The sequence below is a fragment of the Saccharothrix luteola genome (assembly GCF_020859565.1).
GTDB lineage: Bacteria > Actinomycetota > Actinomycetes > Mycobacteriales > Pseudonocardiaceae > Actinosynnema > Actinosynnema luteola.
On sequence record NZ_JAJHUO010000052.1, the window covers coordinates 39925 to 53130 of the forward strand.

12 protein-coding genes and 1 riboswitch are annotated in these 13206 nt (G+C 72.6%); of the genes, 3 read left to right on the top strand and 9 right to left on the bottom strand.

Translation table 11 applies throughout. The annotated features are described in order from the left end of the window. The first annotated feature begins 24 nt into the window (after positions 1 to 24). Both LNK82_RS45060 and rpsT read left to right on the top strand, forming a co-directional pair. Positions 25 to 2304, top strand: coding sequence for a glycoside hydrolase family 3 N-terminal domain-containing protein (locus tag LNK82_RS45060; RefSeq protein WP_230572952.1), 2280 nt, complete (start codon positions 25 to 27; stop codon positions 2302 to 2304). A gap of 127 nt (positions 2305 to 2431) precedes the next feature. Next, positions 2432 to 2692, top strand: coding sequence for a 30S ribosomal protein S20 (rpsT, locus tag LNK82_RS45065; RefSeq protein ID WP_230572953.1), 261 nt, complete (start codon positions 2432 to 2434; stop codon positions 2690 to 2692). Between the two features lie 414 nt (positions 2693 to 3106). Here the strand turns inward: rpsT and holA are convergent, their stop codons facing one another. Next, positions 3107 to 4090, bottom strand: coding sequence for a DNA polymerase III subunit delta (holA, locus tag LNK82_RS45070; RefSeq protein WP_230572954.1), 984 nt, complete (start codon positions 4088 to 4090; stop codon positions 3107 to 3109). A 97-nt stretch (positions 4091 to 4187) separates the two neighbouring features. Continuing rightward, a riboswitch (SAM riboswitch) is annotated at positions 4188 to 4303 on the top strand. 11 nt (positions 4304 to 4314) lie between these two features. Here holA and thrC point away from each other — a divergent pair. Beyond that, complete coding sequence (gene thrC / locus LNK82_RS45075; protein WP_230572955.1) at positions 4315 to 5577, top strand: threonine synthase; 1263 nt, start codon at positions 4315 to 4317, stop codon at positions 5575 to 5577. A gap of 201 nt (positions 5578 to 5778) precedes the next feature. Here thrC and LNK82_RS45080 read toward each other — a convergent pair whose 3' ends face one another. From LNK82_RS45080 to nadD, 8 genes are all read right to left on the bottom strand, one after another. Then, the gene (locus tag LNK82_RS45080; protein ID WP_230572956.1) at positions 5779 to 6036 is read right to left on the bottom strand and encodes a hypothetical protein; all 258 of its coding nucleotides are present in this window, start codon (positions 6034 to 6036) and stop codon (positions 5779 to 5781) included. A 34-nt stretch (positions 6037 to 6070) separates the two neighbouring features. Then, positions 6071 to 8551 carry a DNA internalization-related competence protein ComEC/Rec2 gene (locus LNK82_RS45085; protein WP_230572957.1) on the bottom strand — a complete coding sequence of 827 codons (2481 nt, stop codon included), beginning with the start codon at positions 8549 to 8551 and terminating at the stop codon, positions 6071 to 6073. A gap of 575 nt (positions 8552 to 9126) precedes the next feature. Next, on the bottom strand, positions 9127 to 9852 hold the full coding sequence (locus LNK82_RS45090; RefSeq protein ID WP_230572958.1) for a ComEA family DNA-binding protein: 726 nt from the start codon (positions 9850 to 9852) through the stop codon (positions 9127 to 9129). A gap of 85 nt (positions 9853 to 9937) precedes the next feature. Continuing rightward, positions 9938 to 10780, bottom strand: a complete 843-nt coding sequence (locus LNK82_RS45095; RefSeq protein ID WP_230572959.1) for a DegV family protein — start codon at positions 10778 to 10780, stop codon at positions 9938 to 9940. Positions 10781 to 10791: 11 nt separating this feature from the next. After that, positions 10792 to 11523 carry a diglucosylglycerate octanoyltransferase gene (gene octT / locus LNK82_RS45100; RefSeq protein WP_230572960.1) on the bottom strand — a complete coding sequence of 244 codons (732 nt, stop codon included), beginning with the start codon at positions 11521 to 11523 and terminating at the stop codon, positions 10792 to 10794. Further along, positions 11520 to 12134 carry a histidine phosphatase family protein gene (locus tag LNK82_RS45105; protein ID WP_230572961.1) on the bottom strand — a complete coding sequence of 205 codons (615 nt, stop codon included), beginning with the start codon at positions 12132 to 12134 and terminating at the stop codon, positions 11520 to 11522. The genes octT and LNK82_RS45105 overlap by 4 nt, the downstream gene beginning before the upstream one ends. Next, positions 12131 to 12517 (bottom strand): ribosome silencing factor, encoded by a 387-nt coding sequence (gene rsfS / locus LNK82_RS45110; protein WP_230572962.1) that lies wholly within the window; start codon positions 12515 to 12517, stop codon positions 12131 to 12133. The genes LNK82_RS45105 and rsfS overlap by 4 nt, the downstream gene beginning before the upstream one ends. 69 nt (positions 12518 to 12586) lie before the next feature. Further along, positions 12587 to 13180, bottom strand: a complete 594-nt coding sequence (gene nadD, locus LNK82_RS45115) for a nicotinate-nucleotide adenylyltransferase (protein ID WP_230572964.1) — start codon at positions 13178 to 13180, stop codon at positions 12587 to 12589. Positions 13181 to 13206 lie beyond the last annotated feature (26 nt).

Sequence of the window (13206 nt, forward strand, 5' to 3'; positions counted from 1 at the left end):
CCGAACCACGCAGGAGGTTTCTCGGTGTTGAGATCCCGCAAGCGGACCGCGGTGGCCGCCTTGGTCGCCCTGGCCCTGCTGGTCACCGGCGCGCAGGCCAGCGGCATCATCGAGCCTGCCGGGCAGGACTACCAGGACGCCCGGGCGCCGGTCGACCGACGCGTCGAGAGCCTCCTCAAGCGCATGACGCTGGAGGAGAAGGTCGGCCAGATGACCCAGATCAGGCTGGGCAAGCTTCGCGGCAACTGCGAGTGGAACCCCGGTCCGCTGCGCGAGGACTGCATGAAGGCGGTCCTGGAGGACGCGAAGGTCGGCTCCATCCTGTCCGGTGGCGGCGACGCGCCGAACCCGAACACGCCGCGCGCGTGGGCCGAGATGACCAACGCCATCCAGAAGTACTCGCTGGACCACAGCAGGCTGCGGATCCCGCTGATCTACGGCGCGGACGGTGTGCACGGCCACTCGAACGTGCTCAGCGCCACCATGTTCCCGCACCAGATCGGCCTCGGCGCGACGTGGAACCCGGAGCTGCAGGAGCAGCTCGGCAAGTCCACCGGTCGGGCCATGCGCGCCACCGGCGTGTTCTGGAACTTCGCGCCGGTGTCCGACATCGCGCGCGACACCCGTTGGGGCCGGTACTACGAGACCTACAGCGAGGACCCGGTGCTGGCCGGCGCGCTCGCGGCGGCGAACGTGCGCGGGCAGCAGGCCGACCCGACCGACGGCACCGCGAAGCTGACCGCGACCGCCAAGCACTTCGCGGGCTACTCGGAGCCGTTCAACGGCCACGACCGCGCGCCCGCCCAGCTGCCGATCCGGTACCTGCAGGACACCGTGCTGCCCGCGTTCCAGCCGCAGTTCGACGCGGGCGTCGGCACCGTGATGATCAACTCCGGTGCGGTGAACGGCGTGCCCGCGCACGCGTCGAAGTACCTGCTGACCACGCAGTTGCGCGACCGGATGGGGTTCCGGGGCGTGGCGATCACCGACTGGGAGGACATCCGGTTCCTGGTGGACCGCTACCACGTGGCGGCGAACTACGAGGAGGCCATCGCGATGGCCGTGAACGCGGGCGTCGACATGGCGATGGAGCCGTCGGACGCGGCCGGGTTCACCGCCGGGCTGCTGGCGGGCGTGCGGAGCGGCGCGATCCCCGGCAAGCGGATCGACCAGGCCGTGCGGCGGATCCTGAAGCTCAAGTTCGAGCTGGGGCTGTTCGAGAAGCCGTTCGTCGACGTGGAGAAGGCCGACGCGATCGTGAACGGCGCGGACCGGGCGCTGGCCCGTCAGGCGGCGGCGGAGAGCACGGTGCTGCTGCGCAACGACGGCGTGCTGCCCCTGTCGACCGGCGTGGGCAAGCTCGTGGTGACCGGTGACACGGCGGACTCCGCGGCCAGGCAGCTCGGTGGCTGGTCGGTCGGCTGGCAGGGCGTGCCGAACGGGTCGCCGATGCCGCCGACGGTGACCGTGCTGCAGGGCATCAAGGCCGCCGCGCCGTCGGCGAACGTGGTGAGCGCGGCCACGCAGGCCGACGCGGTGGCGCAGGCCGGTGACGCCGACGCGGTCGTCGTCGTGCTCGGTGAGGACCCGGGCGCGGAGGGTGAGGCGGACACCGAGGAGCCCGCGCTGACCGCTGCGCAGCAGGGCTTGGTCGACGCCGTGCGCGCGACCGGCAAGCCGGTCGTGGTCGTGCTGCTGACCGGCCGGCCGCAGGTGCTGGGCACGGTGGCGGACGCGTCGGCGCTGGTCGCGGGCTGGCTGCCCGGTTCCGAGGGCGGCAGCGCGATCGCCGACGTGCTGTTCGGCGCGGTGAACCCGAGCGGCCGGCTGCCGGTGTCGTGGCCGAAGGCGGTCGGCGACCAGCCGTTCTCGTACGACCAGTTGCGCGGTGCGAACACCGTGGCCGGCTCCGGGTACGACCCGGCGTTCGCGTTCGGGCACGGCCTGTCGTACACGACGTTCACCACGTCCGCGCCGAAGTTGGGTTCGGCGGAGGTGCGGCGGGACGGCCAGGTGAAGGTGTCGGTGACCGTGGCCAACACCGGTGGGCGTGACGGCACGCTGGTCGTGCCGGTGTACGTGCACCAGCCCGTGAGCAAGGTGCTCACGCCGCCGCAGCGCCTGGTCGGCTTCACGCGGGTGGCGTTGAAGGCCGGCGAGCAGCGGGCGGTCGAGGTGACGTTCGACGTGCGGCGGCTCGCGGTGACGGCGGGTGACGTGGACGCCTCGGGCAAGCCCGAGGTCGCCAGGGGTGACTACGAGGTCGTGGTCGGCGACGGGAGGGCTCGATTCACGGTGCGGTGAGCTGCCCTGATAACCTTCTCGGTCGTACCGCGCGGCATTCCGCTGTGGAGGAAGACCGCCCCCTCGTGGGGCGGAGCCGGTGACAAGCGCGGTGCGACTCCGAGACCGAGGAAAAGGTGGCTTTCGCGTGGCGAACATCAAGTCCCAGATGAAGCGGATCAAGACGAACGAGAAGGCGCGCCTGCGCAACAAGGCCGTCAAGTCGTCCCTCAAGACCGCCATCCGCAAGTTCCGTGAGGCCGCCGAGGCCGGTGACAAGGAGAAGGCTGTCGCGCTGGCGCAGGACGCGTCGCGCAAGCTCGACAAGGCCGTCTCCAAGGGCGTGATCCACGCCAACCAGGCCGCCAACAAGAAGTCGGCGCTGGCGCGGCGCGCCAACCAGATCTGATCTGGTCTTCACGCTGAAGCGCCGCCCACCCCGCGCGGGGTGGGCGGCGCTTGTCGTTTGCGCTCTCTCGGACAGCAGGCCACAGCAGCCGGCAATGCAACCCGGTCCGCAGACAGCCCCGCCAGCAGACAGCCCCGCGAGCGGGCAACCCCGGCCGGCAGGCCCGCAGCCAGCGGCCGAGCAGCCACCAACCCGGCGACCCGGCAGCCGCCTACCTCACAGCCACGCGCGTCGCCGCGTCGGTGGCAGCCGCCCACCAGTCAGCGCCCCACCAGTCAGCGCCCCACCAGTCAGCGCCCCACCAGTCAGCGCCCCACCAGTCAGCGCCCTAGCGCCCCGGCGGCAGGCAGTCAGCGCCCGCCATCCACCGCCCCGGCAGTCGCGCGGTCGATAGCCGCACAACCGGCTCCGCGCTCAGCGGCGGCCGTGAGCGGCGACGATTCTCAGCACCGCGCGCTCCAGGGCGTAGCCCGAGTCGGCGGCGACGCCCTTGACGTCGGCGTTCAGGTCCGCGACCACCGTCATCGCCGCCGCGAGCCCCCGGTCCTCCCAGCCACGCGACTGGCCCTGGGCCTTCTTCACCTTCCACGGCGGCATGCCGAGCTCGCCCGCCAGCTTGAACGGGTCGCCCCGGCCCACCGCGGACACCCGTGCGATCGTGCGCACGGCGTCGGCCAGCGCGTCGGCGACCAGCACGTGCGGCACGCCGAGCTGGATCGCCCACCGCAACGCCTCCAGCGCACCGGCCCGGTCGCCCATCACGGCCTTCTCCGCGACCGCGAACCCGGTCACCTCGGCCCGGCCGCGGTGGTAGCGGCGGACCGCCTCGGCGTCCACCTTGCCGCCGGTGTCGGCGACGAGCTGCGAGGCCGCCGCCGCCAGCTCGCGCAGGTCCGACCCCACCGCCTCGATCAGCGCCGCCACGGCCTCCGGATCGGCCTTGCCGCCGCCCGCCGCGCGGATCTCGTTGCGCACGAACGCTTCCCGGTCCGCCGCCTTGGTGATCTTCGGGCACTCGGTCACGCGGGCACCTGCCTTGCGCAGCGCCGCGGGCAGGTCCTTGGCCGCCTTGCTGCGCCCGCCGCCACTGTGGACGACCACCACCGTCACCCCGTCCGCCGGGGCCTTGGCGTAGCCGACGACCGCGTCGGCGATCTCCTTGCCGCACTCCTGCGCGGCCTCCAGCGCAACCACCCGTCCCTCGGCGAACAGGGACGGGCTCACCAGTTCCGCCAGCTCAGGCGTGGTGAGATCGGTCACGCGAACGCGGGTCAGGTCGGCCTGCGGATCGGCTTTGCGCGCCGCCGCCAACGCACCGCGCACCGCGCGCTCGACCAGCAACTCCTCCTCGCCGAGGATCAGGTGCACGGCGTCGGGCATGTCAGCGGGCGCACTCACGGGCGCGATCCTCCCACGGGTGGCAGACGTCCGGATGGTGGACGTCTCTGGCTGAGGGTCGGGATCGTGACGTAAGTTGAAGCCCACAACTGAATACCGCTCATCCAGAGGGGCAGAGGGATCGGCCCGAAGAAGCCCCGGCAACCCGTCGCACAGCGTCCGCTGGCGACCACGGTGCCAATTCCGACCCGCGGTGCGCGGGAAAGATGAGGAGATACCTCGCGATGACTGCTGTCAGTGTGCCCTCGGCCACCACCTCCTTCGACCTCGGTCCTGCCCGCGCGCTGTCGTGTCGCGAATGCGGCCACGAGACGCCGCTCGCCGCCGAATACGCCTGTCTCGAGTGTTTCGGGCCGCTGGAAGTGGCCTACGACTTCGGTCGGATCCGTCGCGAGGACATCGAGGCGGGCCCCCGGTCGATCTGGCGCTACCGCGGCCTGCTCCCCGTGCCGACCACCGTCGAGTCGCACCCCAACACCAACCCCGGCGGCACCCGCCTGGTCCAGGCCGACCGCCTCGCCAAGGCCCTCGGCGTGCGCAAGGTGTGGGTGAAGGACGACACCGGCAACCCGACCCACTCGTTCAAGGACCGCGTGGTCGGCGTCGCCCTCGCCGCCGCCCGCGAACTGGGCTTCAAGGTCCTGGCCTGCCCGTCGACCGGCAACCTGGCCAACGCCGTCGCCGCCGCCGCGGCCCGCGCGGGCTGGGAGTCGGTGGTCCTGGTCCCCTCCACGCTGGAGCAGGCGAAGATCCTCATGACCGCCGTCTACGGCGGCAACCTGATCACCGTCGACGGCAACTACGACGACGTGAACCGGCTGGCGCAGGAACTGGCCGCCGAGCACGAGGACTGGGCGTTCGTCAACGTCAACGTCCGCCCCTACTACGCCGAGGGCTCCAAGACGCTCGGGTACGAGGTCGCCGAACAGCTCGGCTGGCGGCTGCCCGACCAGATCGTGGTGCCCATCGCGTCCGGCTCGCAGTTGACCAAGGTCGACAAGGCCTTCCGCGAGCTGGGCGACCTCGACCTGGTCGAGCAGACCCCGTACCGCGTGTTCGGCGCGCAGGCCACCGGCTGCTCCCCCGTCTCGGCCGCCTTCAAGGCGGGCCACGACGTGGTCACCCCGGTCCGCCCGGACACCATCGCCAGGTCGCTGGCGATCGGCGCCCCCGCCGACGGCCCCTACGTGCTGGACGCCGTCCGCCGCACCAACGGCGCGATCGAGGACGTCACCGACGAAGAGGTCGTCGAGGGCATCCGCCTCCTGGCCCGGACCGAAGGCATCTTCGCCGAGACCGCCGGCGGCGTCACCGTCGCCACCGCGAAGAAGCTCATCGAGACCGGCCAACTGGACCCGGACGGCGAGACCGTGCTCCTGATCACCGGCGACGGCCTCAAGACCCTGGACGCCCTCGGCGACCGCGTCGGCCCCCGCGCCAACGTCCCGCCGTCGGCCGAGGCCGTCCTGAATGCCCTCCAGGACTGATCACCTTCCGCCCGTGCTCGCCCGGGGTCGGACCATGGTTCCGGCCCCGGGCGGCGCGGCGGCGGCCCGCGCCGCACCAGGCGGCGCGGCGGCGGTCGGTGCGGCACTAGGCGCGGCACGGCGGCAGCCCGTGCGGCGGCGGTCGGCTCAGTGCCGGCCAACCTCTTCGCCCTGCCGGCGCTCTCCTGTCCGCTGTCGCGGTCATAGGGCGATCCTGGAGGAGCGGAGCCACCCGGTCCGGGGGAAGGCGGTCAGCTCGGGCAGGACGTGCGGGCCGACCGGTTCGGTGACCACGCGCCAGGCGGTGAGCATCTGCGGCCAGGGTCGTTTCGCCTTCTCCTGGTTGTAGCGCTCGGCGTGCCACGCCTCCGGCGGTATGGCGAGGTCGGCGTCGAAGAGGCCGTCGGCGATCAGCCGGTAGGCGGTGTCCGGCGAGGGGACCTGTGCCAGGCGGATCACGGCGGTGGCCGTCGCCCTGGCGACGATTCCGCGCTCACCGCCGGGCAGTTCCTCGCACACGTAGTACGTGAACGCCGGCCGGAGCTCGTCGGTCGGCCAGGGTTGCGCGGTGTAGCCGGGCTGCCACAGCGCCCACGCCACGGCCCGGTTGTCGCCTTGCGGCGACCAGCCGGAGTGCAATCGGATCCAGACGTCGTTCCTCATCGTTCTCCCCTTGTCCGTTGTCGGGTTGGCCGCCGCTCCTGCGGGCGACCCGCGGCCCGTCCGGGCCGGCCAGGACGGCGGTGTCGCCGTCCCGGTCCGTGCGCAGCACCAGCGCGCCCCGGCTCGTCAACGCGTCGACCAGCACCCCGCTGGGGTGGCCGTAGCGGTTGCCCGCGCCGACGCTCACCAACGCGATCCGCGGCCGGACCGCCGCGAGGAACGCCGGTGACGAGTACCGCGACCCGTGGTGCGGCACCTTGAGCACGTCGGCCCGCAGGTCCACGTGCCCGCCGAGCAGGTCAGCCTGCCCGGCCAGCTCGATGTCCCCGGTCAGCAACACCCGCCCGGCCGCGGTGGAGGCCCGCAGCACCAGCGACGCGTCGTTGACCGCCGTGTTCGTGTCCGTCCCGCTCACGGGGTCCGCGCGCGGACCGAGCACGTCGAGCTCCAGACCCGGCCAGCTCAGCCGCTGCCCGGCGCCCAGCTCCACCACGCGGACCCCCGCCGTCCGCGCCCGTTCCCTCACCTCCTCCCACGCCCACCCCGGTTCCCGCGACGGCCCCACCGCCACCGCGCCCACACCCCGCTCAGCCAGCACCGCCGCCAACCCGCCGACGTGGTCGGCGTGCAGGTGGCTGAGCACCACCAGCGGTATGCGCCGCACCCCGAGCCGCCGCAGGCACGACAGCACCGGCACGGGGTCCGGCCCCGTGTCGACCAACACCGCCCGGTCGCGCTCGGCGGTGGCGAGGACCACCGCGTCGCCCTGGCCCACGTCACAGGCCACGACCGACCAGCCGGGCACCGGCCACCCCGGCGCGACCACGTTCAGCGGCACGACCACCACCACCGCGCCGATGACGGCCGCCACGACCAATGTCCGCACGCGGCGCAGCCTGGTGACCGCGTAGCCGAGCACCAGCACCCCGGCCAGCAGCAGCCCACCGACCCAGCCACTGGGCCACCCGACCGCCGCGCCGGGCACGGCCGCCGCGTGCCGGCCGACCGTGATCAGCCAGCCCACCGCCGGACCGGCCACCTCGACCACCAGCCGGGCCGTCGGCTCATGGACCTGCGCCAGCACGGCGGCCACCACACCGAGCACGGTGGCCGGGGCCACGACCGGCGCGACCAGGAGGTTCGCCACCACCGCGACCAGGCTCACCTGGCCGGACAGCCCGGCGACCAGCGGCGCGGTGGCCAGGTTCGCCGCCACCGGCACCGCCAACGCCTCGGCGAAGCCCACCGGGACGCCGCGCTCCTTCATCGCGGCGGCCCACCTCGGCGCGAGCAGCACCAGCGCCGCCGTCGCCACCACCGACAGCCCGAACCCCGGCTCGGTGGCCAACTCCGGGTCGTAGAGCACCAGGACCACCACCGCGGCCGCGAGAGCCGGCAACGCCGACCGCTCCCGACCCAGGACCAGCGCGAGCAACGCCACCGCACCCATCACCGCAGCCCGCAACACGCTCGGCTCCGGCCCGGCCAGCACCACGAAACCGACCAGTGCCGCCATCGCACCCACCGCGCAACCACGCGGACCGACCCGCAGCAGCCTCAGCAACAACAGGACCGCGCCGCAGACGATCGCCAGGTTCGCACCGCTGACCGCGAGGACGTGGGCGAGACCCGCCGTGCGGAACTCCTCCACCACCCTGGGTGGGAGGCCGGAGGTGTCGCCGACGACGAGCGCGGGCAGCAACCCGGCCGGTTCGGGGTCGAGCGCGGTGCTCGCGTTCCGCAGTCCGGCCCGCAGGTCCTCGGCGACCCGCTGCCACACCGGCGCTTCGGTCACGTCCTGCGGAGGCCCGCGAACCCGAAGCACCGCGACCGTCAGCTCGCCTTCGCGGGGAAGGGCGAGGGTGCCACGCGCGGTGACCCGTTGGCCGGGCAGGAGGTCCCGCCACCGCGCCGCCGGCGCCAGCACGGCGATCCGACCGCCGCCATCGAGCGATCCGCGCACCAGCACCAGGTCGACCCCGCTCGCCCGCGAGCCGAAACCACTGGTGCGCAAGCCGTGCGGCCGGTTGTCCAGTTCGAAGTGGACAGTGGTGGGGGTGCCCCGCTCCGCCGCGACCCCCAGCGGGTGGTGGGCCGCTCCGTGCACCTGGGCACCGATCCAGCACGCCGCCACCGGACCCGCGACCGCCACCGCCACCGCTGCCGGTCGCCACCGACGCAAAGCCGAGCCGCCGATCACGGCAGCGACCAGACCGACCGCGAGGGCGGCCCACCACGCCCACAGCAGCCCGGCCAGGGCCGTCGCCCACACCGCCAGCGCGGCGGGGACCAGATACGCACGAGGACTCACGACCTCACCCCCGGATGTAGGGCGCGGAGAACCGCGGAGAACGACCGAGAACGACGGCGGTCAGGCCGATTGCCCACACCGCCAACTACGCCCACTTCGTTAGGTGCAGCCCGATGAGCGCCGCAGTTCAGGCCGCTTGTGTGGCGACGCCCGTGCCCTCGAACCGTGGGTCAGGCCGGCCAGGCCATGCGAAAGCAGCCGGCAGCCGATGCGTGAGGGTTTATGGGCTCACGTTTGGCTCAGGGCCGGGCCGCCGGGAGTCGGGGTAAGTGCGGCCCGTCCCGGGACGAGCATGTCGTTGGCGGGTTGTCTGTGGTGCGGTGAGGGCTGGGTGCGCGGGTCACGAGGTCACCCACCGGAACCTCGACAGGGTGGTCAGGCGGGAACCGGTGGTGCGGAGGGTGCGCCGGACGCGGTTCAGGAGTTGGCGGGTCTGGCGGTGGGGGTCGGATGCGTTGCGGCGCGGTGGATTGGGCGCTGAGTGGTGGGCATGGGGGCAGGATCGGGTGGGACGCATGGTGGTCTCCGAGTGGGGTCGGGGTGGGGCGGTGGGGCGGCGGCATGGTGTCGGGCGGTCAGAGGCGGACTAGGTCGCGGAGTTTGGCCAGCTTCGCGTCGCCGATGCCCTCGATCTCGCCCAGTTGGTCCATGGACGTGAACGGGCCGCGCTTCTGCCTCCGGTCGACGATTCGCTGTGCTGTCACCGGGCCCACGCCCGGCAAGGTGTCCAGTTGGTCCTTGGTCGCGGTGTTCAGGTTCAAGGGCTCGGTGGTCGTGTCGGACTGTTGTGGGACGGCGATGCCCACGGCTATCTGCTCGCCGTCGGTGACCTTGCGGGCGAGGTTCAGCGGGGTCAGGTCGGCGCCCGGGTTGGCGCCGCCCGCCGCTTGCAGCGCGTCGGCCACCCTGGCGCCGTTCGGGACGGTCACCAGGCCGGGGGCGGGCACCAGGCCCACCACGTTGACGACCAGTTGTTCCTCGGCGCGGGTGACGACGGCGGCTTCCGCCACCGGGAGGTCCGGTGGGCTCTCCGGCACCGGGCGCTCCCACCACAGGGCCAGGGCGACGACCAGCGCCACGCCGGCCATCACGCCCGCGAGCAGGATTCTGCGGCGGTGCGGGACGGCTGGTTCGGGCAGCCAGCGGCGCAAGAGGCGGAGCAGTGGCGCGGCCGGAGCGGCGCGGCCGTCCGACGAGACGAAGACCAACGTCTCGGCGTCCGCCGCGCGGTGTCTGCCCCGCTCCTGGGAGATGAGGGCCTTCAGGCGGGCGGTCGTGGTTTCCGGGTTCTTGTCGAACATGGGCTCGACGTTAGGCCGGATGAAGCAGGGGGTGGGGTGCGGGTTTTCGATCTGTGGATAACCGGCTGAATGATGGATAAGGGAGCTAGCACACCCCTCCGGGCAGCACCACCACACCCAGCACACCGGGGCCAGTGTGCGCGCCGATCACGGCTCCGACCTCGGAAATCAGGCATCCGGTCGAGCCAGGCACGCGTTCGTCCAGCAACGTCGCCAGTTCCGCCGCACGTTCCGGCGCGGCCAGGTGGTGGACAGCCAGGCCGACCGGCCCGGAACCCGCCGCCGACGCGGCCAGGTCGACCAGCCGGCCGATCGCCCGCCCCATCGTGCGCACCTTCTCCAACGGCACGATCCGACCGTCGTCCACGTGCAACAACGGCTTCACCGCCAGCGCCGTGCCGACCAACGCGGCCGCGGCGCCGATCCGCCCACCTCGCCGCAGGTGGTCGAGCGTCTCCACGCAGAAGAACATCCTGACCCGGGCAGCGGCGGCCACCGCGGCTTCCTCCGCGCACTCCGCGTCACCACCCGCGGCACACGCGGCCAGCGCGGCGAACCCCAGCCCCATGCCCGTGGCCCGCGAGTCGACCACCCTGATCCGGCTCGGGTCGACCTCCTCCGCGGCCAACCGCGCGGCTTCCCACGTGCCCGACAGGTCACGGGACAGGTGCACGGACACGATCGCCTCCGCGCCCTCGGCCAGCACGGACCGGTACACCTCGGCCAGCTCACCCGGCGTCGGCCGGGACGTGGTCACCCGGCGGTGCTCCCCCAACGCGGCGGCCAGCTCGGCCGGCCCGAAATCCACCCCGTCCAACCTGCTGCGACCGTCCACGGCCACGTGCAGCGGCACGACCCGGACGCCGTGCCGCTCGGCGAACCCCTCGGGCAGGTACGCCGTGGAGTCGGTGACGATCGTGGTGGACACGAGTGCCGAGACTACGGCTCCGCCGCACCCGAGTGGCCGACCGCCACGGACCTGATCAGTTCCGCCATGGCCCGCCCGACCAGCTCGTGCCCTTCCCAACCCCAGTGCATGCCGTCCGGGTTGCCGAGCCGTGACCGAAGGTGCTCGCCCACCAGCGGCGGCACGTCCAGCAGCGGCACGCCCACCCCGACAGCCCACTCACGCAGCGCGCGCTCCGCCGCCGCACGCCCGCTGTGCACACCGGCGTACGCAGCCGAACAGTGCACCGAGGGCGTCATCCCGACCACCCGGATACCGGGCTGCAGAGCACGCACCGCGCACACCGAGTCGTTCAGGTACCGCACGGTCAACCGAGGCGGCAGCGCCACCGGGTACCCGCAGAACGCCCGCGACAGCACCGGCTGCAACGTCCGGTACCCGGCCCGCGCCCGCCGCCGCAGCCCGTCCGGCCGCAGGTAGCGCAACCCCTGCCGCAGGTAGGTCGGCAACGGCGACGGCAGCGTGTCCATGTGCCCCACTGCCAGCACCACCACGTCCGTGCGCGGCAGCAACGACCACACCCGCGGATCACCGGTCAACGACCACCAGGCGTCACGCGCCGTCCAGCCGAACCCCGCCGCCAGCTCCGCGTGCCCGCCCAACGCCGATGCCGCGACGTTCGGCCACAACCGGGGGTGATCGGCGGGCAACGGCCCCTGCGGACCGTGGAACGAGAGCGAATCGCCGAGGACGAGCAGTCTCACCGGGTGATTCCGGCGTTGTACGACGACAGCCGCCACCTGCCGTCGCCGTGCGGCCGGCGGGTGAACACGGTCCAGTGGCAGTTGCCGATGCCGCCCAGCAGCGCCCAGCGGTCAACCGGCAGCTCCAGCAACCTCCCGGTCAACGCGCTGATCAGGCCGCCATGCGCGCACAGCATGACCGTGCCGGAGAACTCCGCGTCCACATCGGCCACCACGGCGAGCGCGCGCTCGGCGACCTCGACGCGCGTCTCGCCGTCCGGCGGCGCCAGGGTGCCGTCGACGCGCCACAGGTCCAGCGCGCCCGGCCACTCCACCTCGATCTCGGTCGAGGTCAGCCCCTGCCACTTGCCCAGGTGCGTCTCGCGCAACCGTTCGTCGACGCGCAGGTCGACGCCGGTCGCGTCGGTGAACACCGTGGCGGTGTCCCTGGCGCGGCGCAGGTCGGAGGCGACCACCAGCTCGGGCTCGAACCCGGCGAGCACCGGCACCGCGAACCGCGCCTGGTTCCACCCGGTCTCGGTCAGCGACGAGTCCAGGTGGCCCTGCATGCGGCCGGTCGCGTTGTAATCGGTCTCACCGTGCCGCCACAGCACGAGCCGGTTCAGGGTCATGCCTCGGCGGCCTCGTCGGTCGGCGGCCCGGCGTCGAACTCGATGCGCGGGCAGTCCTTCCACAGCCGCTCCAGGCCGTAGAAGGTGCGCTCCTCGACGTGCTGGACGTGCACGACCACGTCCACGAAGTCCAGCAGGACCCAACGACCTTCGCGCGCGCCTTCACGGCGGACCGCCTTGCGGCCGGTCTCGCGCAACTTCTCCTCGACCTCGTCCACGATCGCGCCGACCTGCCGCTCGTTCGCGGCGGAGGCGATCACGAAGCAGTCCGTGATCACCAGTTGGTCGGACACGTCGAGCACGATCACGTCGTGCGCCTTCTTGTCGGCTGCCGCGCTAGCGGCGACCAGCGCCAACCGTCGTGCCTCGTCGGTGGCTGCCACGTCACTCCTCATCACACCGGCGGACGCCGTTACGCCCGCACGAGTCAATGAGGGTACCGGCGTCCCGGCTCAGTCCGGCATCGAGTAAAGCCGGCGCTTGCTGATGTACTGGACGACACCATCCGGCACGAGGTACCAGACGGGCAGTCCGGAGGCCGTCCGGTCCCGGACGGCGGTCGACGAGATGGCCATCGCGGGCACCTCCACCAGCGACACCGCGCCCGGCGGCAGGTGCGTGTCGACCAGCTCGTAGCCCGGTCGGGTGACGCCGATGAAGTGGGCCAGGTCGAACACGTCGTCCGCACGCCGCCACGACAGGATCTGCTCCAGCGCGTCCGCGCCGGTGATGAAGAACAGGTCCGAGTCCGGGTGCCTCGCCTTGAGGTCGGTGAGGGTGTCGACGGTGTACGTCGGACCGGGCCGGTCGATGTCCACGCGGCTGACCGAGAACCGCGGGTTGGACGCGGTGGCGATGACCGTCATCAGGTACCGGTCCTCGGCGGCGCTGACCTCGCGCTCGCTCTTCTGCCAGGGCTGGCCCGTCGGCACGAAGACGACTTCGTCGAGGTCGAAGCGGGCCTGGACCTCGCTGGCCGCGACCAGGTGGCCGTGGTGCACCGGGTCGAAGGTGCCACCCATGACCCCGATCCGCCGGTTCGACATGGGAGGTGAGCCTAGTTCGGGTGGTG